This is a genomic window from Leisingera sp. ANG49, from assembly GCF_059694505.1.
Genome location: NZ_JCATZN010000005.1, coordinates 69,549 through 93,351 on the forward strand (window position 1 = coordinate 69,549; position 23,803 = coordinate 93,351).

The 23,803-nt window shown below is 64.2% G+C and carries 24 protein-coding genes; 13 read left to right on the forward strand and 11 right to left on the reverse strand.

All coding sequences use genetic code 11. The features are described from left to right. Positions 1-96: 96 nt before the first annotated feature. The 6 genes from AC58NV_RS17205 to AC58NV_RS17230 all read left to right on the forward strand — a co-directional run bounded on the left by AC58NV_RS17205 (position 97) and on the right by AC58NV_RS17230 (position 4,869). Positions 97-639: a DUF2199 domain-containing protein gene (locus tag AC58NV_RS17205; protein ID WP_497228402.1), complete on the forward strand. Its 543-nt coding sequence runs from the start codon at positions 97-99 to the stop codon at positions 637-639. Between the two features lie 171 nt (positions 640-810). After that, positions 811-1,071 (forward strand): hypothetical protein, encoded by a 261-nt coding sequence (locus AC58NV_RS17210; RefSeq protein ID WP_366659884.1) that lies wholly within the window; start codon positions 811-813, stop codon positions 1,069-1,071. Positions 1,072-1,207: 136 nt separating this feature from the next. Then, positions 1,208-1,855: an SDR family NAD(P)-dependent oxidoreductase gene (locus tag AC58NV_RS17215; RefSeq protein WP_497228213.1), complete on the forward strand. Its 648-nt coding sequence runs from the start codon at positions 1,208-1,210 to the stop codon at positions 1,853-1,855. A gap of 222 nt (positions 1,856-2,077) precedes the next feature. Beyond that, positions 2,078-2,872 (forward strand): 5'/3'-nucleotidase SurE, encoded by a 795-nt coding sequence (gene surE, locus AC58NV_RS17220; RefSeq protein WP_497228214.1) that lies wholly within the window; start codon positions 2,078-2,080, stop codon positions 2,870-2,872. Next, complete coding sequence (locus AC58NV_RS17225; protein WP_497228215.1) at positions 2,869-3,516, forward strand: protein-L-isoaspartate(D-aspartate) O-methyltransferase; 648 nt, start codon at positions 2,869-2,871, stop codon at positions 3,514-3,516. The genes surE and AC58NV_RS17225 overlap by 4 nt, the downstream gene beginning before the upstream one ends. 102 nt (positions 3,517-3,618) lie before the next feature. Beyond that, entirely contained in the window at positions 3,619-4,869 is a 1,251-nt protein-coding gene (locus AC58NV_RS17230) for a peptidoglycan DD-metalloendopeptidase family protein (RefSeq protein ID WP_497228216.1), read from the forward strand. A 75-nt stretch (positions 4,870-4,944) separates the two neighbouring features. On the opposite strand, the gene AC58NV_RS17235 is transcribed toward AC58NV_RS17230, so the two are convergent. After that, entirely contained in the window at positions 4,945-5,787 is an 843-nt protein-coding gene (locus tag AC58NV_RS17235; RefSeq protein WP_497228217.1) for an ATP-binding protein, read from the reverse strand. A 385-nt stretch (positions 5,788-6,172) separates the two neighbouring features. On the opposite strand from AC58NV_RS17235, the gene AC58NV_RS17240 reads away from it, so the two are divergent. Beyond that, entirely contained in the window at positions 6,173-6,943 is a 771-nt protein-coding gene (locus AC58NV_RS17240) for a hypothetical protein (RefSeq protein ID WP_497228218.1), read from the forward strand. Between the two features lie 211 nt (positions 6,944-7,154). Here the strand turns inward: AC58NV_RS17240 and AC58NV_RS17245 are convergent, their stop codons facing one another. Continuing rightward, on the reverse strand, positions 7,155-7,796 hold the full coding sequence (locus AC58NV_RS17245) for a hypothetical protein (RefSeq protein ID WP_497228219.1): 642 nt from the start codon (positions 7,794-7,796) through the stop codon (positions 7,155-7,157). Positions 7,797-9,302: 1,506 nt separating this feature from the next. On the opposite strand from AC58NV_RS17245, the gene AC58NV_RS17250 reads away from it, so the two are divergent. After that, the gene (locus AC58NV_RS17250) at positions 9,303-9,617 is read left to right on the forward strand and encodes a hypothetical protein (RefSeq protein WP_497228220.1); all 315 of its coding nucleotides are present in this window, start codon (positions 9,303-9,305) and stop codon (positions 9,615-9,617) included. Positions 9,618-9,967: 350 nt separating this feature from the next. On the opposite strand, the gene tatC is transcribed toward AC58NV_RS17250, so the two are convergent. From tatC to AC58NV_RS17265, 3 genes are read right to left on the reverse strand one after another with little or no spacing between them, the layout of a single operon-like run. Continuing rightward, positions 9,968-10,855 carry a twin-arginine translocase subunit TatC gene (gene tatC / locus AC58NV_RS17255; RefSeq protein ID WP_497228221.1) on the reverse strand — a complete coding sequence of 296 codons (888 nt, stop codon included), beginning with the start codon at positions 10,853-10,855 and terminating at the stop codon, positions 9,968-9,970. Continuing rightward, on the reverse strand, positions 10,852-11,328 hold the full coding sequence (gene tatB / locus AC58NV_RS17260; RefSeq protein ID WP_497228222.1) for a Sec-independent protein translocase protein TatB: 477 nt from the start codon (positions 11,326-11,328) through the stop codon (positions 10,852-10,854). The genes tatC and tatB overlap by 4 nt, the downstream gene beginning before the upstream one ends. 6 nt (positions 11,329-11,334) lie before the next feature. Next, on the reverse strand, positions 11,335-11,550 hold the full coding sequence (locus AC58NV_RS17265) for a twin-arginine translocase TatA/TatE family subunit (protein ID WP_366659898.1): 216 nt from the start codon (positions 11,548-11,550) through the stop codon (positions 11,335-11,337). 226 nt (positions 11,551-11,776) lie between these two features. Here AC58NV_RS17265 and AC58NV_RS17270 point away from each other — a divergent pair, with 226 nt between their 5' ends. Continuing rightward, entirely contained in the window at positions 11,777-12,085 is a 309-nt protein-coding gene (locus AC58NV_RS17270) for a hypothetical protein (RefSeq protein ID WP_366659899.1), read from the forward strand. Between the two features lie 80 nt (positions 12,086-12,165). After that, the gene (locus AC58NV_RS17275) at positions 12,166-12,840 is read left to right on the forward strand and encodes a helix-turn-helix transcriptional regulator (protein ID WP_497228223.1); all 675 of its coding nucleotides are present in this window, start codon (positions 12,166-12,168) and stop codon (positions 12,838-12,840) included. A gap of 64 nt (positions 12,841-12,904) precedes the next feature. Here AC58NV_RS17275 and AC58NV_RS17280 read toward each other — a convergent pair whose 3' ends face one another. From AC58NV_RS17280 to AC58NV_RS17300, 5 genes are all read right to left on the reverse strand, one after another. Beyond that, positions 12,905-13,756, reverse strand: coding sequence for a GNAT family N-acetyltransferase (locus AC58NV_RS17280; protein ID WP_497228224.1), 852 nt, complete (start codon positions 13,754-13,756; stop codon positions 12,905-12,907). 42 nt (positions 13,757-13,798) lie between these two features. Further along, a complete protein-coding gene (locus tag AC58NV_RS17285; RefSeq protein ID WP_497228225.1) occupies positions 13,799-14,905 on the reverse strand; it encodes an ABC transporter ATP-binding protein in 1,107 nt (368 codons plus the stop codon). 246 nt (positions 14,906-15,151) lie between these two features. Beyond that, positions 15,152-16,201 carry a methyltransferase domain-containing protein gene (locus tag AC58NV_RS17290; protein ID WP_497228403.1) on the reverse strand — a complete coding sequence of 350 codons (1,050 nt, stop codon included), beginning with the start codon at positions 16,199-16,201 and terminating at the stop codon, positions 15,152-15,154. A gap of 152 nt (positions 16,202-16,353) precedes the next feature. Continuing rightward, entirely contained in the window at positions 16,354-17,478 is a 1,125-nt protein-coding gene (locus AC58NV_RS17295; protein ID WP_497228226.1) for a YhaZ family DNA alkylation repair protein, read from the reverse strand. A gap of 14 nt (positions 17,479-17,492) precedes the next feature. Further along, on the reverse strand, positions 17,493-18,272 hold the full coding sequence (locus tag AC58NV_RS17300) for an SDR family oxidoreductase (RefSeq protein ID WP_497228227.1): 780 nt from the start codon (positions 18,270-18,272) through the stop codon (positions 17,493-17,495). 202 nt (positions 18,273-18,474) lie between these two features. Between AC58NV_RS17300 and AC58NV_RS17305 the strand changes: the two genes are divergently transcribed. The 3 genes from AC58NV_RS17305 (at position 18,475) to AC58NV_RS17315 (ending at position 22,138) form a co-directional block, all read left to right on the forward strand. After that, positions 18,475-19,488: a Hint domain-containing protein gene (locus tag AC58NV_RS17305; protein WP_497228228.1), complete on the forward strand. Its 1,014-nt coding sequence runs from the start codon at positions 18,475-18,477 to the stop codon at positions 19,486-19,488. Between the two features lie 406 nt (positions 19,489-19,894). After that, positions 19,895-21,700, forward strand: coding sequence for a CHASE domain-containing protein (locus AC58NV_RS17310; RefSeq protein WP_497228229.1), 1,806 nt, complete (start codon positions 19,895-19,897; stop codon positions 21,698-21,700). A 15-nt stretch (positions 21,701-21,715) separates the two neighbouring features. Continuing rightward, positions 21,716-22,138 carry a response regulator gene (locus AC58NV_RS17315; protein WP_497228230.1) on the forward strand — a complete coding sequence of 141 codons (423 nt, stop codon included), beginning with the start codon at positions 21,716-21,718 and terminating at the stop codon, positions 22,136-22,138. Positions 22,139-22,175: 37 nt separating this feature from the next. Here the strand turns inward: AC58NV_RS17315 and AC58NV_RS17320 are convergent, their stop codons facing one another. Beyond that, positions 22,176-23,630, reverse strand: a complete 1,455-nt coding sequence (locus AC58NV_RS17320; RefSeq protein WP_497228231.1) for a caspase family protein — start codon at positions 23,628-23,630, stop codon at positions 22,176-22,178. Between the last annotated feature and the right edge of the window lie 173 nt (positions 23,631-23,803).

Consider the following 23,803-nt stretch of genomic DNA (forward strand, 5'->3'; position numbering starts at 1 on the left):
CCGGAACTTTGCATGGGGAGGCGCTGGCCGAGACGGCCCGCGCCTTTTCCTATGCTCCTGACGAAAGGCCGCCCCTTGGACGCGCATCTTGCCCGCATGCTGACCTCCCCGCGCCAGTGCCGCTGCTGCGGCGCGACGTTCGCGCAATTGCTCAGCCTCAGCTGCGACCGGCCCGACATCTGCTCCGAGGACATGGAGGTGGAGGACAACTCTGCCGTTCTGGCCACCCGCGGCGACATCCTGACAGAGGATTTCTGCCGCCTCGGCGATCTGCGTTTTGTCCGGGCAGTGCTGGCAATTCCATTGAACGGCACCCGCGGCGAGGAGTTCATCCTGGGCACCTGGGCCAGCCTCAGCCGCGACGACTTCGACGCCTATCTTGACCTGTTCGAGATGCGCGAGACCGACAAGCTGGGCGACCGGCCGGCCTGGCTGGCCAATGCGATCCCGCCCGACCAGGCCGTGCCTGCGGGCTGCATGCTGGAGATGCGCCCCGGCGGCCAGTATCCGGAACTGAAGGTCACCGAGCAGAACCATCCGCTCTATCCGCTGCAAAAGGACGGGGCCGCGCTGGAGGAGCTGCTGGAGCTGCTCTATGCCTATGGCCACGACCTGCCGTCGCTGGTCTATGACGCCTGAGAACGGAGGCCTGAGGCCTGATCAGAGGCCCGGCGCAGACAGGCTGACGCGCGGTCATCAGCAGCCCTCCTCCCATCCTCCTGCGGCTTTCCGCCGAGGCCCGTTTTGACCTCTTGAAGCGCCCGCGGCGGCTCTCCAGATACCTTCCAAATCCACGAGGGACGGACAAGAATGGCGAACGAGCAGACCTCCGCCAAGGTGGCGGGACTGGCAACCCAGACCAACGCGGTGAACCGCAGCAACCTGAGCCTGCTGGGCGTCTACGGGCCTGAGGACAGCATGAGCGCGCTGATCCGCCTGCCCTCGGGCCGCACCCGTGAGGTCAAGCGCGGCACCAAGCTGTCGCAGGGCCAGGTTGTCGCCATCGACGCCCACGGCCTGGTGCTGAACCAGCGCGGCGAGACCAAGCGCCTGGCGATGCCTGGCAGCTGACCCGCCCTGCGCCGCCGCGGCGGCGCACATTATTGCTGAGAAAATCCGGCAAGAGTTTTCAGAAAACTCTTGTGTGCGCGCGCCCCCTGTCCGCCGCCCCTTGACCTGCCCGCGCGGGCGGCCCAAGAAGGCGGCCATGACAGACAAAATCGCTCTTATCACCGGTGCATCGCGCGGCCTGGGCAACGCCCTGGCCGAGGCGCTCGCGCCCACCCACCACATCGTTGCCGTCGCCCGCACCACCGGCGCGCTGGAAGAGCTGGACGACCGCATCAAGGCGGCAGGCGGTTCTGCCACCCTGGCGCCGATGGACATCACCGTGCCGGAGGCGATGGCGACGCTCTGCCGCGGCATCCATGACCGCTGGGGCAAGCTGGACCTGTGGCTGCACACCGCGATCCACGCGACCGCGCTGTGCCCGGCGCCGTCGGTTGCGCCGAAGGACTGGACCAAGGCCGTGGCGATCAATGCCACCGCGACCTCGGTGCTGATCCCCTATGTGGCCCCCCTTCTGGGCCAGTCGGGGCGGGCGGTGTTCTTTGACGACCCCAAGGCGGGCGAGAAGTTCTATGGCACCTACGGCGCCACCAAGGCGGCGCAGATGGCGCTGGCCCGCAGCTGGCAGGCCGAGACAGAGCGCACGGGCCCCAAGGTGAAGATCCTGCAGCCGAAGCCGATGGCCACCGCCTTGCGCGCCCGCTTCCACCCGGGCGAGGACCGCGATGCGCTGACCCCGATCCAGGACGAGGCCATGCGCCTGCTGCCGCAGATCCTGGCAGACTGACATCCGGCAACTGCCCGCGCCGCGCCTCCGCGCGGCGCCCGGCCCAGGGCTTTGGGCGGCATCTTTGATGCAGGCCACTGGCGCGGGAGCGCCCCCGCGCCCCTGCCTGTTGCCTCCCTGCCCCGTTTTGCCGCGGATGCCGCTTCCGTCCGCGAAAACCTTGCCCCCTTCAGGTACAGGTCCTATTCAATCGAAAACCCGGTTGAAGACGGCAGGCACCCCATGCGCATTCTGATCACCAATGACGACGGCATCAGCGCCGAAGGGCTCACCATCCTCGAATCCATCGCCCATGAGGTGGCAGGCCCCGATGGCGAGGTCTGGACCGTGGCGCCTGCGTTCGAGCAGTCCGGCGTCGCCCATTGCATCAGCTACACCCGCCCCACAATGCTCAGCCAGCTGGGCGAGCGCCGCTTTGCCGCCGAGGGCTCGCCCGCCGACTGCGTGCTGGCGGGCATTCATGTGGCAATGCACGGCGCAAAACCGGATCTGGTGCTGTCGGGGGTGAACCGCGGCAACAACTCGGCCGAGAACGCGCTTTATTCCGGCACCCTGGGCGGTGCGATGGAGGCGGCGCTGCAGGGCATCCCGGCAATGGCGCTGTCGCAGTATTATGGCCCCGCCAACCGCGAGACGGACAATCCGTTCGAAGCCTCCGCCGTGCATGGCGCCGCGCTGGTGAAGAAGATCCTGGCGGCCCAGCCGCAAGAGCAGCAGGATTACCGGCTGTTTTTCAACATCAATTTCCCGCCGGTACCGGCCGCGGATGTGAAGGGCACAAGGGTGGCCGCCCAGGGCTTCCGCCGCGGCAGCCATTTCTCCGCCGAGGAGCAGCTGTCGCCCACCGGGCGGCGCTACCTGTGGATCCGCGGCGGCAACCAGCATGTGGAGGCCACGCCCGGCTCTGACGCGGCGGTAAATCTGGACGGCTACATCTCTGTCACCCCGATGCGCGCCGACCTGACCGCACGGGATGCAATGGCGGCCCTGAAGGCGATCGAGGGCCCCGGCGCATGAGCGGACCCGACGCGCAAACCAAGATGCAGTTCGTCTACTCCGTCCGCTCGCGCGGGGTGACCGACCAGAAGGTGCTGGAGGCGATCGAGGAGATCGACCGCGGCTTGTTCGTGCGCGGCATCTTCGCGGAACGCGCCTATGAGGACGTGCCGCTGCCGATTGCCTGCGGCCAGACCATCTCGCAGCCCTCAGTGGTGGGGATGATGACCCAGGCGCTGCAGCTTTCGCCGCGCGACACGGTGCTGGAGGTCGGCACCGGCTCCGGCTATCAGGCGGCGATCCTGTCGAAACTGGCCCGCCGGGTCTATACCATCGACCGCCACGCCCGGCTGGTGCGCGAGGCGCGGGCGGTGTTCGAGCAGCTGCAGCTTGCCAATGTGACCTCGCTGGTGGGCGACGGCAGCCATGGCCTCAGCGAACAGGCGCCCTTTGACCGCATCATCGTGACCGCCGCCGCCGAGGACCCGCCCGGGCCGCTGCTGGCGCAGCTCAAGGTGGGCGGCATCATGGTGCTGCCGGTGGGCCAGTCGGACCATGTCCAGACCCTGATCCGGGTGCGCAAGACCGGGGACGGGCTGGAGTACGACGAATTGCGCCCGGTGCGCTTTGTTCCGCTGCTTGAGGGCCTGGGGAAAGACACGTAAACTGGCGGCGGAAATCAGCCGAGCCGCAAATGGCATCGGCTATAGTGATTGACGCGAGAGAATCCCCGCGAAAAAGGGGATGCGTGTTTTGAGGAGAGCGAAATGACCCGGATCCCCCCCGCCCGGACCGTGTTCCGCGGCCTGCCCCATACTGTGCTGCCCCGGGCCCGGCTGCTGGCCGTGCTGCCGCTGGCCGGGGTGCTGGCGGCCTGCCAGAGCCCGCTGGACTATGACCTGCGCGGCCAGATCGGCGCCTTCAATACCGCGAGCGCGGCGCAATCCGCCACCGCGAACCGCCCGGCCCCGGATGCCCGCGGGCTGATCTCCTACCCGTCCTACCAGGTGGCGGTTGCCCAGCGCGGCGACACAGTGGCTGATGTGGCCGCCCGCATCGGTCTGCCGGCCGACGAGGTCGCCCGTTTCAACGGCATGCAGACTGGCGACAAGATGCGCCAGGGCGAGGTTCTGGCGCTGCCGCGCCGCGCCCCTGCCAGCCTGCCCGGCAGCGCCGCCCCCGGCTCTGTCGATATCGCCACCCTGGCGGGACAGGCGATCGACACGGCGCCGCTGACCTCGCCCAACGCAGGCTCGGTGACCACAACCGAAATCCAGTCCGCGCCCCAGCCGCAGCCCGCCAAGGTGCAGGCCGGCCCGGAGCCGGTGCGCCACAAGGTGAAGCGCGGCGAGACCGCCTACACCATTTCGCGGCTCTATCAGGTGCCGGTGAAATCGCTGGCCGAATGGAACGGGCTGGGCAGCGATTTTGCAGTACGCGAGGGCCAGTATCTGCTGATCCCGCTGAAGGAACAGCCCGCTGCCGAAGTGACGCCTGCCGCCGCCGCTGCCCCTGTGGTGGTGGCTGAGCCGGGCGCCGGCTCCGAGACCCCGGTGCCGCCCAGCGCCAGCAAGCCGCTGCCGGAAGAGAAGGTCGAGCCCGCCGCGGTCAAACCCGCAGCGGAAACCCTGCCCAAGCCGGAACTGCCGGAACCGACCCGCTCCAGCAGCGCGGCGATGGCCTATCCGGTGCAGGGCAAGATCATCAAGACCTACTCCAAGGGCCGCAATGACGGCATTGACATCGCCGCCGCCGCCGGCGCGCCGGTCAATGCCGCCGAAGCGGGCACCGTGGCGGCGATCACCAAGGATTCCAACAATGTGCCGATCGTGGTGATCCGCCACAGCCAGAAGCTGCTGACGGTCTACCAAAACGTCGGGAACATCACCGTCAAGAAGGGCGACAGCGTGGTCCGCGGCCAGCGCATCGCCTCGCTGCGCGGCGGCGACGATGCCTATGTGCATTTCGAGGTGCGCGACGGGTTCGAGAGCATCGACCCGCTGACCTACCTGAACTGACGGCGGCAAGGCCCCGTTAACACACAATAGCCCGGCTGGTTGGCCGGGCTTTTCATTTTCCAGGCTCCAGCCCGGTCAGCGCAAGGCCACCCCGTGCCGCCCGGCCAGATCGGTGAAGAACTGCCACGCCACCCGGCCGGAGCGCGCGCCACGGGTCGCCTGCCATTCGACCGCCTCGGCGCGCAGGGTGTCCGCGTCCACCTCGACGCCATAGGCCGCGCAATAGCCCTCGATCATCATCAGGTACTCATCCTGATCGCAGGGGTGGAAGCCCAGCCACAACCCGAACCGGTCCGACAGGGACACCTTCTCCTCCACCGCTTCCGACGGGTTGATGGCGCTGGAGCGCTCGTTTTCGATCATGTCCCGCGGCATCAGGTGGCGGCGGTTGGAGGTGGCATAGAACACCACGTTCTCCGGCCGCCCCTCGATGCCGCCGTCCAGTACCGCCTTGAGGCTCTTGTAGTGCTGGTCGTCATGGCTGAACGACAGGTCGTCGCAGAACAGGATGAACCGGTGTTCCGAGCCGCGCAGGTGGTTCAGAAGCCGCGCCACCGACGGCAGATCCTCGCGCTGCAGCTCCACCAGCTTCAGCTGGGGGTGATCCTCTGCCAGCGCCCCGTGCACGGCTTTGACAAGGCTCGACTTGCCCATCCCCCGCGCGCCCCACAACAACGCGTTGTTGGCGGCGAACCCTTGCGCAAACCGGCGGGTGTTCTCCAGCAGCGTATCGCGGGAGCGGTTGATGCCGACCAAGAGGTTCAGATCGACCCGGTTCACGGCCTCTACCGGCTCCAGCCGCTCCGGCCCCACATGCCAGACAAAGGCGGCGGCCGCGTCGAAATCCGGGGTTTCCAGCGGTGCCGGAGACATCCGCTCCAGCGCCTCGGCAATGCGGGTCAATGCGATCTGGTCCATGGGGTGCCTCCGTCCTTCAGTTTCCGGATTTCAAAGCATGTTCAGGGGCGTACGGCAAGAGCGGGAGGGCACCACTATAGAAAGCATCTGAAATCCTAATTACCGTAAAAAGCGAAGCCCACTATGCGCCTCCCGAAAGGGAAAGACTATTTTACCTGTCAGGTACATTTTTCGCCACATTCCAGCCACTTATAACAATTAGATTAAAAATTTATTGAGCTTCCCAATGCAATGGAAAAGTTCAGCTCGGTCCGCACGACACCAACAGTTCGGGCCTTGAAATACGTTCGCAGCCAGCCACTGCTGGACAGGAGACTAAAGCAGGTTGGCAGCCGGCAGAAAAGCCGCCCAAACCATTGGGCCAATTACAAAGGGGTGACTAGGTATGGTTACATTTATTGCAACTTCAAAACATGGCCAATCCGAGCACTATACTGTCCTGGAAGATTTGTATGAGTACTTTTCAGATACAGGTCTTGTTAATGCGGGGCTGCTCCCCGGATCATTTGATACTGCCCAAACCGCAGATGCCGAGGGCTGGAACAATAAAAAGAACGTATCCGTAGTCGGTGCGGATCTAGCCGGAACTCTGCCCAGCATCTTCGGTCATTTGCGGGAAGAGGTCGTTACACTGAACAACTTCGTGCATGTGGACGCTGACTTTTCGGACTACGTTGCTAACAGTGAAGGCATTGCAACCAGCATTGAGCTCACCATCAAAAACACCAAGCGAGGCAACATCGTTCTTGGCGAGGGCGACGACAAGCTGAACATTTCCTCCGTATCGAACGGGGCGCACTGGTCCAACAAGTTCCGCATTGACGCCGGCAAAGGTGCGGACACGATCAACCTTAGCAATGGTGATGACGAGGTGGAGGGCTTTAAGTTCAAAAACCTGATCAATGATGGCTCAGCGACTACTTTTTACATTGATCTTGGCGACGACCAAGACGCCGACGTTGTCACAACAGAGTTGGAAAGCGACCTGTTCCTGACCAATTTCAACGGTGCTTACGATTGGCTGAGAGTTGATGTGGATGGCAAAGGCAGCGTGAAAACCGATGGAACAACCGCCACGATATATGATGACGACAAAGAGCTATTCAAAGTCACAGTCGACACTTCGATTTCTACAGACCACTTTGAGTTCATTTGAGGCCACCCGCAAAGGATCAGGTGCCGGAAAATACTCCGATCCCCTGTTGACCCTGCCCTATTTGCAAACTGCGGGCACCGCAGCTTGCGCGGTTTTTCCGATCCGGCAGACTGTTTTTCCTGCACGGTCCCGCCGGATAGGAAGACGCGCCGGGCCTGGTGCGACCTGTCTTCATCCTTCGCCTCCGCCGGGCTGCCCTAACCCGGGCCGCTCAATCCGCCGCGAAGCAGTAGAAATAGCCGTTGCCGCCGGTGGTGCGCAGGTCCTCGGCGCTGCAGCCGCGGGAATTATGCGCCGCGTTCCACGAGGTGTTGCCGCCGCCGTGGCGGTCATGGTGGCCGACCGTGGCAGAGCCCTCGCCGTTAGAGGTCCAGTTCGAACAGGTCTTGTCGCCCTCCTGCCAGGGGAAATAGGCGGTGCCGTCGGCCTGGGTGCCGGTCAGGATGTCATGCTCATTCGGATTATCGCCGCGGCCCTTGATGCGGTTGCCGTTCTCATCCACCGCGGTGCGGGCATAGATATTGGGCATGATATGCAGCTGGTCCAGGTCCACCGCGATCAGCTCGCCATTGGCGTTGTACCAGGGGCCTGTGCCGATCCTCGAGCGGGCGGAGATGCCGCGCTTGCCTTCTTCCTGGGTGCTCAGATAGGCGCGCCACGTCCGCCCGGTGGTGCCTGCCGCCTCTGCCAGGCTGGCGCAATGAGCGTCCGCCCCTTCCAAGCCGCCCAGATTGCCGCCGTCGCCAAGGCCAACGGACGTGACGAAGAACCCCATCGGCGGGTTTTCGGCCACGGAAGCAGACGCCAGTGCACAGGCCGCGGTGCAGGTCAGGACAGCGAGAAACTTGTTCATGGAAACCTCCCTATTTCCTGGACTGGCCGCAGGATGCCGCATGGGGCGGGGTAAAGATACGCTGGCGGGCGGGGTTTCACGAAAGATTGTTGGGGGCCGGCTGGGCGATGGTTCAGCTGTTCGTCCACGCTGGGGCAAAGGAATGTGCAGAAAACCGTGAAGGTCCGCTCAGCGGGACAAAACCGCCGCTCTCGCAGCCGGCGACAAGGACGGCGGGCAGCCACAAGCGGACACGAAACGAGCGCGTGCCTCCCAAGGTCAGGGGTCTTTTCGAACGGCCCGAGGGATAAACCAACACTTGTTATACAACACGGGCCGCTCTTCCCGCCCACACGGTTGAATTTAACGTCGATACTACACAAAACATCTTAAAAAATTGTGAGCTTTACGTGAGTGCCAGAATTTGAGCAGAGCGCCCCATTAAAAAATTACTAGCTGCGCGCAAGCCGGAAAAGCCTTCGGCTTACATCTACTGAATCCGAATCCCTGTTTCTGCTTCTGTTTCAGCCAACCAATGCCCTTACTGAATTTCTGCGCCACTCATCCGCTGAAAGGCTTTGCCGCATAAGATCGCCAGCAAATGGAATTTCAAACTGATCCATGGATCGCGGAACTCAAATTGTGAGAATGGGCACCCCGGGGAAAGGGTGCCCACTGAGTTCCTGATTATGAGAGATTATTGAAGGAACAAGACTCGACTATCCTTTTGCGGGCATTTGGTTAAGAAACCCCTTACGCTTCATTAAGCGCTCATAAAAGTTCCAATATAATTCTCAGGCCCGGACTGCACGGGTAAAAAAAGATATCGGTTGCGGCGCTGCTGACTGCTGAAAGGAGGCTTTAGACATCCGCCGTAACAGGCCGCGAGGTACCGGCGGTCCTCGTGCCTGCTGAACATGATCCCTTTGCAATCACATTACTTTTAGCGGCTTCACGCCGCCCTTGGGCCGGCCAGGAGGCGTCTTCGCCTTTGTTTGTTTGCGCCCGCCGCGGCCGCTTCCCGGCGGGTCTTCAAACTGGCGGCGCCGGTTCTGAGATACTTCTTTCCGCCGCGTTCCGCCGTCAGCCCAGCCAGCATCAGAGCGCCACCTCAATAAAGAACCGCAAATAACCACAATCACAACTCATTCTTTAAGACTTATTAACACGACGGGTTAAACCATAAGGTGCGGCGCGCCCAATTACGTCAAGGTCGCGATCTACGGCGTTGTTATCGAGTGCAGTATTACAGTGAAGGAGCACAAGCCAAACAGCTGCCCCAGGACGCATGGGCTCGGATCTGAAATTTATCTGCCTACTCTTTAACCCGGTGGTCCTCAGGCGGAAGCCTAAATACGAAATAGCAAGCGCAGCCTTTCAAGAAACCCGAGGCAGAGCGATCAGGTATCTTGAAATGAGAAACGCGCTTCTACGGCCTTAACGTCCCAAGCCTACAGCAATTGGCGAGTTTTGGCTTCGAAAGCAAATGCGCCCTACGCCAGGGCAATACCCGGAAAAGGGAATGTAATGTATGTTTTGATCGTAAAGAGTGATTTTCCAACTGAACGGCTGCTGGTGAAGTTTGCTTGCAGCGAAGGCATTGCAGTTGTTCAGGCGTCCACAGGACGATCGACCGCGTCCCAGGTTGCGTCACCGCCAGAGGAAAGCTCAACAGCGTATGATCGCGCCAGAAATCCCTATGCCCGGAAGAGGAAAGGCGACATTCTGCGCGACTACTTTTTCAATGACACCGACGCCGCGCAGGAGGATGCCATCGACGTGTATGCGCATGTTTTGCGCCAAAAGCTGGTTGAGGCCGCCTTCCGAAAAGCACGGTTCTAAATGACTTTCTCTGCACAAGGCAAATGATGCAGAACTGCAAAGTTTGCTGTGCGGCCACTCGTTCGGACAGCAAGTTCGTCCCGATTTGCGGTTATTCATTCTTCGGAACTGCTGCGCGATGCGCGAGAAGGTGAAAGGCGGAACCCGCGCCGCTGCGTTCGGCTCTGCGTTTGGCGGCAATGCTGCATTCCCTGCAGGATGGTGCAAAGCACACTTCCTGCGCATCGACATCGCAGAGACCAGGCGCAGCAGTTGGCGGTCTGGATCCAAGGCGGACCAGCTCTCTTGCCGCGGGCAGTAAAAAGGCGCGCCGTCCCTGGCGCGCCTTGCCGTTTCATACCGTCGCAGGCCTATTTGCCTTTGCCGTCCTCGGCAGTCACCGGATCATCCGGATGCGCCTCCATCTCCTCGTCGTCATAGTAGCCCTCCGCGCGCAGCTTCGCCTCGCGCTTGGCTTCCACCCGGCCGACCAGGAAGATCGAGATCTCGTAAAGCCCGTAGACCACGACGAACAGGATGATCTGGGTGATCACATCCGGCGGCGTCACCAGCGCGGCCAGCACCAGGATCGCCACCACCGCGTATTTGCGGACCGATCCCAGGCCTTCGGCGCTGACCAGCCCGGCCTTGCCCATCAGCGTCAGCAGAACCGGCAGCTGGAAGCAGAGGCCGAAGGCCACGATGAACTTAATCGTCAGGTTCAGATACTCCTGCGCGGAGCCCTGGAACACCACGCTGAGGCCCTGGTTCACTTCCTCGCTGCTCACCGCTTCGCCGCCGGAACCGAACTGCTGGAAGCCCAGGAAGAAATCATAGGCCAGCGGGGTCACGACGTAGAAGGCAAAGCTGGCGCCCAAGAGGAACATGAAGGGCGACGCGATCAGGAAGGGCAGGAACGCCCCCTTCTCGGATTTATACAGACCCGGCGCCACGAAGCGCCACATCTGGAAGCCGATATAGGGAAACGCCAGGATGAAGCCGCCCAGGAAAGAGATCTTGATCGCGACAAAGAAACCCTCCTGCGGGCTGATGAAGATCAGCGCGCAGTCCTGGCCGCCCTCGGCCAGCACCTGGCACAGCGGCGCGGTGAGGAAGTTGAACACCGGCGTCGCCACGGTGAAACAGATCACCATGCCGACGATGAACGCCGCAACCGAATGGATCAGCCGGTTGCGCAGTTCGGCCAGATGCTCGATCAGCGGCGCGGTTGAGTCGTCGATCTCATCCGTCTTGCTCATGACTTGGCCTCTTCTTCCTTCGCAGCCGCAGGCTTCAGCGCCGCCTCAGCCGCTTCCGCCTTGGCAAGCGCCTCCTCGGCCTCGCGCGCCTTGCGCTCGGCAGCGGCGCGCGCTGTCGACGCCTGGATCTTCTTGGCATCCTCGGCGCGCTCAGCCGCCAGTTTGCCGGTCTCGCTGCTGGGGTCGTATTTGGTCGGGTCGATCGACGACGCCATTTCCTGCGCCGCCTGCTTGACCCCGTCCATGGCGGTGCCGACGGGATTGGTTGCAGCCTTCAGCCCCTTGGCGACCTCATTGACCCCGGCCTCATCCGCCGCGTCATGCATCGCCCGGCTGAACTCGCGCGCCATCCCCTTGGCCTTGCCGACGAAGCGCCCGATGTTACGGAACAGCACCGGCAGGTCCTTGGGGCCGACGACGATCAGCGCGACAACGCCGATGACCAGCAGTTCGGTCCACCCAAGATCGAACATCCGCGCTTACGCCTTGTCTTTCTCGGCCTCGGGGGTCACGTCCTTGGCCGCCTCGGCAGCGTCCTGCTCCAGCTCCTTGCTGCCTTCGTTGATGCCCTTCTTGAACGAGGTGATGCCCTTGCCGACCTCGCCCATCAGCGAGGAAATCTTGCCGCGGCCGAACAGGACCAGAACCACGACGGCGATGAGCAGAAGGCCAGGCAGGCCGATGTTGTTGAGCATGAGAGTCTCTCCTTACGTGATCCGGCGCGGATTGGCGGCGCCGGTGGAATTATTCGCTACGGGTTTAGCGCGGGGGCGGCTTTGAGCGAAAGCAACTCCGCGCGCAGAATGCGCCTGCAGGTGGCGGAAACTGCGGTTTTTGCCGGCGTCCCGCATCCAACTGACAGGTTTATGTCAGTTGCAAGGCGGTAAATCCACTCCATCACACGAACAAAGGAGAAACGTGATGAGCAAACATGCCGCCGAGATCGTGACCTTCAAGCTGGCCGAAGGGGTGAGTCCCGCGGATTTCACGGCCCTGATGCAGCGCACCGAAGGTTTCGTGCGCGCCCAGGACGGCTTTGTCACCCGCCAGCTGAGCCAGGGCGAGGACGGCAAATGGACCGACTATGTGGTCTGGAAGGACATGGCGACGGCGCAGAAGGTGGCGCAGGAGTTCATGCAGCAGGATTTCGCGCCGGAAGTGATGGCGGCCATTGCGCCGGACAGCGCCAGCATGCGCCATGAAGAGGTGCAGTGGGGCATGGCGCCCTAAGCACCGCAGGCTGCGCCCTCAGGCCTGCAGGCCGGGCGCAGCCCTTGACCTCCCCCCTCCCCCGCGCGAAGGCTTAGCCCATGCGCCGCACCGACCGCCTTTTCGAAATCATCCAGATCCTGCGCGACGGGAAACTGCACCGCGCCCAGGACATTGCCGAACGGCTGGAGGTCTCCACCCGCACCATCTACCGCGACATGGACACGCTGGTGGCCTCCGGCGTGCCGGTGGAGGGGGAGCGCGGCGTCGGCTATATGGTGCGCGAGCAGATCAGCCTGCCGCCGCTGACCCTGACGCCGGAAGAGCTGGAGGCGCTGAACCTCGGCATGGCCATCGTGGCCGAGGCCGCCGACCCGGACCTGAAGGCCGCTGCCCTGTCGCTGGCGGCCAAGGTGGATGCGGTGCTGCCGGAGCAGACCATTGCCGAGGCCGATGCCTGGAAATTTGCGGTCTACCCTTTTTCGGATGCGGCGCGTGCCCTTGCCCACATGCCCGCGCTGCGGGCCGCCATCAAAGCCCGGCAGAAACTCCAGCTCAGCTACCGGCGCATCGATGGCACCCTGACAGAGCGGAAGATCCGCCCGTTGCACATGGAATACTGGGGCCGGGTCTGGACCCTGACCGCCTGGTGCGAAACCCGCGACGCCTTCCGGGTGTTCCGGGTCGACCTGATCGAGGATGCCGCTGCGTTGCCCGAACTGTTCGTCGATGAACCCGGCAAACGGCTGCAGGACTACGATCCTTACGGTAGCTGAACCGCCCTTCTTCTTTGCCAAAATACTCCGGGGGAGCCGCCACAGGCGGTGGGGGCAGCGCCCCCTAGCCCAGCTCAAATGAGGTGACCCCGTAAATCAGATCCGTCTCCAGCCGCGGCGCAGGCCCGCGGTACATCCGGGCGGTCTCAAACACCGGTTTCAGCCCCAGTGCGCGCGCCAGATCCACCGCCGCGGCATGGGGTTCCGGCACATCCAGAAAAACTTCCTGCCCGGGTGGCAACTCTTGCAGCAGCCGCCCCAGCAACGCCTTAGCCGCCGAAGGCGACACCGCCACCAGCGGCCCGATCTTACAACCGCTGCCGCAGGGGCGCAGGGTTCCGAAACCACTCAGCCTGCCATCCTGATGCGCAGCGAATGAGATATGCCCCTCTGCCCCCAGCCACTGCCGCCAGAAGCCACGGCGCGGCGCCGGGAAGACGCGGGCGTCCAAGACCTCCAGCTCCGCCGCGGGGGCAGTCAGCGCTGTCAGCTCATAGTCCCCAGAAGCCTCCGGCCCGCCGGACGGCACCCCGCCAAAGCGGATGTTGCGGTATGCCAGTTCAAATCCCGAGCGGCGGTAGTTCGCTTGCTGGTCCACCACCCCGTCGAGGCCGACAACCCGGCTCCCGGCATGCTCCAGCGCCTTTTGCCACAGCGCATAGCCGCAGCCCTGACCGCGAAACTCCGGCGCCACGATGTAGAAGCCGAGGAAGGAGAACGCCTCGCCGTAGTTCACCACCGAGATGCAGGCGATCATCTGCCCGTCCAGAAACCCGCCCCAGAAGCCCTGCGGGTCCACACTCGCAAAACAAGCGGCATCCTGCGGACCGGGATTCCAGCCTTCCCGCGCGGCCCAGTCCACCGCGGTCTGGATCTCCGCGCCTGCCAGCGGCCTGATCTGATAGCTGCCCTGCATCTGCACCTCCCGTTTCCATAGGCGCAGAATGCCCGCTAAAGGTCAGGCAGGAAAGACAAAACAGCGGTTGCGGCGCACCGTCAGCCACATCACCCGGCCCGGCTCCGGCAGGAACACGTTGGGCACCGTGGCCTTGAGGACAGAGCCATCGAAGCCCATCCGGAATTCCACCAGGCTCTCGCTGCCGAGGAAGCGCGCGCGCTCCACGGTCGCCCGGGCAGCAACGCCGTCGCTGGGGGTCGGCAGCGGCCCCTTGCCGCCGCGGTCGAAGTCGATGCGCAGGTGCTGCGGCCGGAACACGATCTCAACCGCGGTGCCGTCCGCCACGCCCGGTGCCAGGAACTCGCCAAAGGCAGTATTGGCCAGCGCGCCGTTCACCTCGGCCTTCAGCACGTTGACGTCGCTGAAAAACGCCACTGCGGCCTTGTCCACCGGGTGGGTATAGACGTTGTAGGGCGCGCCCTGCTGCACGATCCGGCCGCCGCGCATCAGCGCGATCTCGTCGGCCATCCGCATCGCCTCTTCCGGCTCATGCGTGACCAGCAGGACGGCGGTGTCTTCCTCTTTCAGGAGGCTAAGGGTCTCATCCCGGATGCCATCGCGCAGCCGGTTGTCGAGGCCGGAGAACGGCTCATCCATCAGCATAATGCGCGGCCGCGGCGCAATCGCCCGGGCCAGCGCCACCCGCTGCTGCTCGCCGCCCGACAGCTGGTGCGGATAGCCGTCGATGAACCGTTTCAGCGACACCCGGTTCAGCAGTTCCTCGACCCGGGCGCGTTTCTCGTCCTTGCTGCCTTTCAGGCCGAAGCCGACGTTGTCAGCCACGCTCAGGTGCGGGAACAGGGCGAAATCCTGGAACATCAGCCCGATCTCGCGCCGCTCCGGCGGCACCCGGAACACGGTGTCGCAGATCAGCTTGCCATCGACATAGATCTCGCCGCTGTCCTGCATTTCCACCCCGGCGATCATGCGCAGGGTGGTGGATTTGCCGCAGCCCGAAGGACCCAGCAGGCAAGTCACCTGCCCCGCCTGGATCTGCAGCGAAACATCGTCCACCACCGCGCGGCCTTCGAAAAAGCGCCGGATGTTGCGGATTTCCAGCCGCGGCGGGGCGATCGTGCGGCTGATGCCGGCAGGGGCAGTGTTCATGGGGCCTCGGGCTGTTTCCGATAAAAACGCTTGGGGTCTCGACGGGATAGCAACCCAGCGGCAGGGCCGCAAGCGGTCAGAAAAGCCTGTGACGGCCAGGGTGTCCCGCTGAGGGCAGCGTCCGGCCGAGGGCGGGAGAGCGAAGCGCCCGCGTCGTGCTGGAAGCACGCCTCCGGCGTGACGGGGCGGACGGACGCTGCCCGGCGGTGCCGCCGGGCGGTAGATTTCAATTTCGGACTTGCCGTTTTAACAGCACCCAGGCGCGGCACCGTCCTGCTCCAGCCCGTTGAAGGGCGAGTTGCCGCCGCAGCCGGCAAAGATGCCGTAATGGGTCTCAAACGAGCCGATGAACTCGAAATGCGGCGCCAGGCGGGTGTTCTGCAGCATCATCCAGGTGTTGCCGCAGACCGGGAACACCCTGCCCGCCTCGATCACGTGATGATCATCCAGCGCGAACACATGCGGCGCGTGGTCTATAGTGCCCTTGTAGATCACCGCCTGGCCGTAATCCTCACAGGCGGGCTCCAGCGCAGGCAATTTGAACAGCCTATAGGTGGCCGACAGGAACTTCAGGGGCTGCACCCGCTTCTCCAGCGCCGGATTTTCAATGGTCAGAAGCCGCGAGGTCACCATCCGCGGATCCTTGAACCCGGACTCCTTGGCAATGGTCAGGAAGTCGTTCCAGTAAAGCGCGCCGGACAGGCATTCACCGTACAGCACCTCATCCTCCGCCATCGCCTTGGGCACCCGCCGGTCGGCATAGACGTCGGAGAAATACATCTCCCCGCCCTCTTTCAGCAGATGATGCGCGCCGCGCAGCACCGCCCCCTTGTCGGTGGCCAGGTTGATCACGCAGTTGGAGACGATGATGTCAAAGGAGGCCGGCTCCAGGTCCAGCTCCTCCAGCGTCTCGATATAGCCGTGATGAAACTCCACGTTGGACTTGGCATAGCCGAACACCTCGGCATGGTAATCCTGATGGCGCCGCGCCACCTCCAGCTGCGCAGGCGTCATATCGACGCCCACCACCTTGCCGTGCTCCCCCACCAGCGCCGACAGCGCATAGACATCCCGGCCCGCACCGCATCCCAGGTCGAGGATGCGCGCCCCTTCCAGCGCCTCCGGAGCGATCAGCCCGCAGCCGTAATAACGGGTCAGCACCTCGTCATGGATCTTGGAAAGCACCGCCTTCACATGATCCGGCATGTCGTCCGGCGTGCAGCAGGCGTTGGTCTGGAGGTCATCGCTGCCCTGCAGCACTTCGCCGTAATAAGCCTGCACGTTTTCATGTTTCATAAGGGCGCCTTTCATGATGGTTCCGGACCATCGGGATAGCGGCAGCCAGGCACCCGGGCAATCGGGGCGGCGCGGTGTCTGACGCAACTGTGATGCAGCGTGGCCGCCTCCATGCCGGCCCGGCGTTCCGCCGGGCGTAGCGGATTTTGGCTCTAGCTCTCCGGCAGCAGCTCAAACGCCGCCTCGGCCCGCACCCTGCCGTTCACCATCAGCTCAATCCGGTGCGCCCCCGGCACCAGCTTGAACGTCGTGGCGTTGCCCTTCAGCTTGTGGCGCTTGTCCAATTTCAACAATTTGCCTGAAATTTTCGATTGTTTCAGTTTAAACACCTTGGCGGACACCTTGCCGCCAGGCCGCTGGAAATGCAGGATATAATCCACCAGAACCGGAGAGCCCGCCTGCCCCTCCAATTGCGCCGAGAATTCCAGCGCACCACCGATCCGAACATTCTGCGACTTCAGCACGATTTCGGCACCCAGCTCCAGTTCCGGGTCAAACCCCAGCATCTTCATCGCCCGCGGGTGGCCTGCCTTGACCAGTCCGCGCAGCGCATGGGACGTCATCCAGTCCAGTTCCTTGGCCGCCTGCGCCCCGGCTGCCTGCCAGTGCTCCAGCCGGTCCATCACCAGATCCGGGTCCTTCTTGGCAATGTCGTTCAGGTGGTTGGCCACCGAGCGGGTGACATAGCGGGTGGGGTCGGAATGCAAGCGGTCCAGCAAGGGCAGCGGCTGATCCAGTGCCAGCCCCACCGCCTCGCCCCAGGGCAGCCGCGGCCGCGTGCCTTCGCTCACCAGGCGGCGGACGTGATAGCTGGAGTGGGAGGCCCACTCCTGCATCCGCACCATGACTTCGGCAGGCCAGCGGTTCAGGAAGGGGCGGATCGCCCATTCCATCGAAAACCGCTGGGTGATCTCCGCCAGCAGGTCCAGCGACAGCTCCGGGTGCGCCTCGACGCCCCTGGCCGCCACATATTCACCCAAGGGGGCAAAGATGAAATCGCCGAAGTCATCGTCGGTCTTGGACGGATCCAGCGGCGGCGGCAGCGCCTTCAGCAGGATGGGCGCAGCCTCCGGCAGATCCTCCGGCAGGTGATCCGACAGCACATCCGCAATCAGCGTCATCCGCTGCTTCAGCTCCAGCGCCGGCAAGTCCGCCATCACCCGGGCTTCAAACCCTTCGGCATCAAACCCCGCGTCCGCGGCGGCGAACAGGCCCGCCAGATAGCGGACCTTATCCCGATTAAACAACTGGTCCTTCAGGGAAAACCCGCCATCCATGCGCCCTGCCCCGCTCACATCGTGGTGTTGGTGGCGCCGCCGTCCAGCAGAATGTTCTGCCCGACGATGAAGCCCGCATGCTGCGAGCACAGGAAGGCGCAGGCAGCGCCGAATTCAGCCCGTGTGCCATAACGGCCCGCGGGAATTGTGGCACAGCGCTGCTTCTTGGCCTCCTCGGGCGTGATCCCCTGCGCCTTGGCCGCGCCGCCGTCCAGCGCCACGGCGCGGTCGGTGGCATGGATGCCCGGCTGGAGGTTGTTGATGGTGACGCCCTGGCCCGCCACCTGCCGCGCAGTGCCCGCGACATAGCCCGTCAGGCCTGCCCGCGCCGAGTTCGACAGCCCCAGCACCGGGATCGGCGATTTGACGGAAACGGAGGTGATATTGACCACCCGGCCCCAGCCGCGGTCCATCATCCCCGGCAGGAGCGCCTTCATCAGCGCAATCGGCGCCAGCATGTTGGCGTCCAGCGCCTTGATGAAATCCTCGCGGTCCCAGTCTGTCCACAGGCCCGGTGGCGGGCCGCCTGCGTTGGTGACCAGAATATCAACGCCCTGGGCGGCATCCAGCACCTGTTTCTGGCCCTCCGGCGTTGTGACATCCGCCGCAACTGCCACCACATCGACGCCATACTGATCACGGATGGCCTGCGCCGAGGCTTCCAGCGCCTCAGCCCCGCGGGCGTTCATCACCAGATTGACGCCTGCCTCCGCCAGCGCCTCGGCGCAGCCCAGGCCCAGCCCTTTGCTGCTGGCGCAGACCAGCGCGCGCTTGCCCGAAATACCCAGATCCATTGTTGTCCTCCCTCGGGAATCTTCACCGTTTGCCGGAGCTTGCACCGCCTGCCTGGCAAAGGCCAGACCCGCCCGGTGCCTGACGCAATCGTGATGCTGCCGGAAAATCAGCCCCGTTCCACCGCCATTGTGCCACATTCCGCAGGCAAATCTGTTGGACAGCGCCCCGCGCGCCCACATATGGACCAAGAAAAACCCGCAGATGGGACAGACATTGACCGCCAGCCTCTCTTCCGTTCAGGCCTACCCGGCCGAGCGTTTCCGCGTGGAATACGGCGCCAATTCGGGCGACCCCCTTGGCGTGCTCGAGGATCTGGTGCTGGACGACATCTATCTGCTGGACAGCCCGGTCCCGCCGCAGCGCCTGGCCATCGCCGCCCATCACGACGGCAGTTTCACCTTTGCGGACGACAGCGCCATCGGCACACCCGGCGCGGTGCTGCATCTGGACGGCCTCGTCACCCTGATGCCCGACCGCGGCCCCAACACCGAGATCCTGGTGATGGTGGAGGCCGACGGCGAGGGCTATATCGCCGCCATCTACCTAGTGCCTCTGGCGCCCTTGCAGCCGCAGATGCCCTACACGCTGGTCAAGGCCGAGCGCGAGCAGGCCCGGCGCAAGCTGGCGCAATCGGCCTGCGTCTCCTTCACCCGCGGCACCCGCATCACCCTGTCCACCGGCGAGCAGCGCGCGATCGAGGACATGCGCGCCGGCGACCGGGTGCTGACCCGCGACGACGGCATCCAGGAGGTGCGCTGGGTCGGCCAGTCCACCCTGCGCGCGGTGGGCGACCTGGCCCCGATCCTGATCCGCAAAGGCGCCCTGAACAATTCAAACGACCTGATCGTCAGCCCCGGCCACCGGCTGATGGTCTACCAGCGCCGCGACGAGATCGGCGCAGGCGCGCCGGAACTGCTGGTGCGCGCCCGCGATCTGGTCAACGGCGGCAGCGTGGTGGTGCTGGACGGCGGCTTCACCGATTACTTCCAGATCCTGTTCGACCAGCACCACATCATCTACGCCGAGGGGATCGCGGCCGAGAGCACCTTCCTCGATCCGGTCACCCGGCAGGTGCTGCCCGAGGATTTTTGGACCGCCCGCCCCGGCACCCTGCCCGCAACGCACACGCGCGGCGCCCACGGGCTGGACGTGAGCCGGTCGCTGCTGGACCGGCCGGACGCTGTGCGGCTGCTGAAACGGGCCTCGCTGCGCTGAGCCGTGCCCGCGGGCAATTCCGTTTTCCTTTCAACCCATGCTGTTGCCAGCAGCAAGAGAGCAGCGCGACCAGGCACATCTTCCTCACCTTGGCGCTCATGCCATTGGCGTGGGCGGCGGCGGCGCAGAAGGCAGGCGCTGCAGGTTGCGGAGGGCCGGGTCTCTTTCGGCCATTGCCGCGCGCGGGCAGCGGCAGCAGCAATGCAGCACGAAATTCCCCGTTCAGCCCGGTCTCCTGCCGCGGTTCCGCCCAGCCGTCCGAGAAGAAATGCGGACCTCACCGCCGCCAGAGGCGGCTCTCGGCGCTCTTTTTCCTTGAAATGAGCCGCACCCCAAATGAGACTATTAATCTGTTGTTAATCCCGCAAAAGCAGAATGAACCAGGCGCGCAAAGGACCGTGACTTCATGCCGGAACATTACCCCAGATTGGACGGCTGGCGCCGCTTCATCCGGAACAGCCACCTATCCCTGATCCATGCCCTGGTCATTGGCCTGTCGCTGATGATGACCGTGGGCGCCTGGTACTATGCCAGCGTGCAGACCGAAACCCGCATCGAAAACGCCTTCAAGGCCGCCCGGGATCAGGCCGTCGGCCTGATTTCCGCGCGCATGGCCAAATACGAGGACGCGCTGTGGGCCGGCGTCTCCGCCGTCCAGTCCCACGGCGGCGACATGACCTATCAGCAATGGAAGGCCTTTGCGCACTCGCTGCGCGTGGACGCGCGTTATCCCGGGATCAACGGCATCGGCATCATTCATCATGTCGACCCCTCCCAGTTTGACAGCTATTTGCAGACCCGGCGCCAGGAGCGGCCCGGGTTTTCCGTCTACCCGGAGCACGGCAAAAGCATTTACCTGCCGATCTCCTTCATCGAGCCGGAGGACATCAATGCTGCGGCAGTCGGCCTGGATGTCGCGCATGAGGCCAACCGCCGGGAGGCCGCCCTGGCCAGCAGCGCAACCGGCGAAGCCCGGATCACCGGCCCGATCGTGCTGGTGCAGGACAAGGGTAGCACCGCAGGCTTCCTGTTTTATGCGCCCTTCTATTCAGGTGGTGGCGCCGGCAGCCGCAACGAACGGGAACATAGCTTTGACGGCATGGTCTATGCGCCATTCGTGGTCCGCAAACTGATGGCCGGGCTGCTGTCCAAGGACCTCAGGAACGTGCGGTTCAGCATCAGCGACGGCGGCGAGCAGATCTATGACGAGCATGATCCGGCAGATCCCCAGTTCGACCCCGACCCCAAGTTCGCCGAAACGGTCGAGCTTGAGATTTACGGCCGGACCTGGACCCTTGAGTTCCGCACCACCCTCGGGTTCCGGCAGGCGCATTCCTATACGCAGCCGGCGCTGATCCTGATCGCCGGGCTGGTGATCGAGGTGCTTGTGATTTCGCTACTGTTCCTCATGGCCCGCTCCAGCCAGCGCGCCAGAGATTATGCAGCACGGGTCACAGCCGACCTGAAAGAAGAGACCAGGAAACTGGAAAAGGCCAACGAAGAGCTGGAGAAGTTTGTCTATATCACCTCGCACGACCTGAAGACGCCGGTACGCGGCATCGGCGCGCTCACCGAGATGATCCAGGAAGACCTGGAGGACTACTTCAACTCGGCGGATGCAGACCCCGAAGTGGCTGCCAACCTGCAGCGGATCGCCGAACGGGTGTGCCGGATGAATGACCTGACACAGGGGGTGATGGAATACGCCCGCATCGGCAAGCTTGCGGCTGAGAACAAGCCGCTGTGCCTGGCTGACGCGGTGGCAACGCTCCGGTCCGATTTCGGCCTGTCCGAAAGCCAGCTGGAGCTGAGCGGCAACGTGACCCATATTGCCACGGACACGTTCAACTTTGCCCGTGTGCTGGAAAACCTGGTGGGCAATGCGGTCAAGTACCATCCCGATCCGGACCGCGCGGAAATAACCGTCAGCGTGGCGGATGCGGGCGGCCGCTATGACGTTTCGGTCCGGGACAACGGCGGCGGCATCGCGCCGGAACACCACAGCCGGATCTTCGAGGTCTTTCAGACCCTGCGGCGCGCGGGGGAGCCGGAAAGCACAGGCATTGGCCTCGCCATCGTCAAGAAAGCGGTGGAACAGCACGGATTTAAGGTGACCGTGCAGTCTGAGGTTGGACAAGGCGCCGATTTCAGGTTTAGCTGGCCTGGCCAGGGGCAGGCAGCCCCGGCAGCACATCAAGACAAAGCCGCCTGACGTGGAGAACGCTGAATGAATATCCTTCTGGTCGAGGACAATGACGTGGATGCGCTCATTCTGGAGCGTATCCTGAAAAAGCAGTCCCCATCGGCCAGGATCACGCGGGCCTGCGACGGCCAAGACGCGCTGGAGATCCTCACCACCGAACGCGCGCAGGACCTGCCGCGGCCTTTCTTCATCCTGCTGGACATCAACATGCCGCGCATGAACGGCCATGAATTCCTGGATGAGCTGCGGGCCAGGGAGGAGATTTCCGGCAACATCGTCTACATGTTCACCACCTCCGACAACCCCAGGGACATCGACCGCGCCTACCACCGCAACGTCAGCGGCTACATCGTGAAGCCAAGCTCCTCCTCAGGCACCAAACAGGTGCTGAGCGCGCTGCAGGAGATGTGGGAGATCTGCACCCCGCCCCTGTGCGCCAGCGCCTGACCGGGCGCCGCCCGGCGGCAGCGGCATCCGCCCGGGGTCAGCGGAACTGCACCTCGCTGATCGCGGTATCCCGGTACTTGGTGCCGTAATAGACGCCGCTCAGCGTGAGGGTGATCCAGGTGACCTGCCCCAGCGGCGGCAGGCGCAGCTCCTGCAGCCCGTCCCGGTCCTCCAGCACCGCCTCTCCGCGGAAGCCCGCCGAAGTCTGAACGATCAGCGACCGCACCCGGCCGTTTTTCAGGAAGATGTCCCGGTTTTTGCCATAGCCGTTTGCAACCAGCACACTGCTCACCTGCTGCGGCCCGGCGAAGGCAAAGCGCAGCACCTCCCCCTCGCCGTCATCCGCCCGCCCCTCGACCCAGGCGGTGCGGGCGCTGCCGTCCGACAGCATCGCGCCCGAGTAGGCATTGCGCCCCTGCGGCGCCAGGTGGGAGGACACGCACAGTTCCGCCGGAACCGCCCCGAACCGCCCCCGGTGGCAGGCATAGGTCGGCGTTGCGGGCAGCGGCAGATGCCGCTGCGGCTGCGGCGCCGGCGCCTCCAGCCCCGCCAGCGCCTCCAGCGCCAGGACGACATAGAAATCCTCCGGCCGGTCCCGGTGGGCGTCCACAAAGGCCTGCCAGGCCGCCCTGGTGCCGATCCGTTCCGCCAGCCGGTACCGTTGGCCGATATCATCCGCAGAGGGCGCGGCGCTGCCCGCCGGCTGCGCCGCGGCCGCCGGGCGGGCGTGGAAATAGAAATCGCCGGTGATTGAGCTGGTCTCCCACGGCACCTGCCGCTCCTGCGTCACCGCCAGCACCTCGCTGCGGGCCGCCTTGAACACCGCCTCGATGGTGCGCCCCGCCCCGGCGGAGATCGCCCCGGCCAGCGCCTTGGTATAGGGCGAGTTGGCGCCGCTGCCGTCCAGCGCCACGTCGCCCGGCGCGGTGGCATAGGCGATCAGCGTGCCGCGCGGCGCGTCCACCGGCGCCAGCCCCCGCGCCGCCGACCGGGCAGAGGCGGCAAAGGGACTGTTGCGGCAGGCATCCAGAATGACGATGTTGATGCTGGCGTTCGATGAATTCATCACGCGCAGGAAGCTGTTCACATTGACCGCTTCCAGGTCGATCTCATCCTCGCTCGTGATGGCGGCGCTGACCGGCACCAGGTAGTTCTCGCCGTCCACCTGCACCCCGTGCCCGGCATAATAGAACAGCCCGGCCTCCACCCCCTCGCCGCGCAGCCGACGCCCGAACCGCAAGAGCGCCTGTTTCATGCCGCCCAGGTCCGCATCCAGGAGCGTGGTCACCTCGAACCCCGCCCCCTCCAGCGCCGCCGCCATCACCCGCGCATCATTGCCGGGATTGGCCAGCGGCGCGGTATGGGCATAGTTCGAATTGCCCACCACCAGCGCAATCCGCTCCCCCGCCCGGGCCGGTGCAATGGCAAGCGTCAGGAGCGCCAGCACCACCCCCGCCGCCGCGGCCCGGATCAGCCAAATTCGATGCAGCATCCCGCCTCTTTCCCCGTGGTTTGCAATCAAGGGCTTGCGGGTATCTAGGCAAAGGCGGCGGGAAAAATCAATTGGGGGCGGCGGCTGGACGGAGCGGGACAAAGAGAGCTTTCGCCGCGCGCACCTGAATACCGGCATTGCGGCAATTTCCCGACCTTGGCATACCCTCCGAA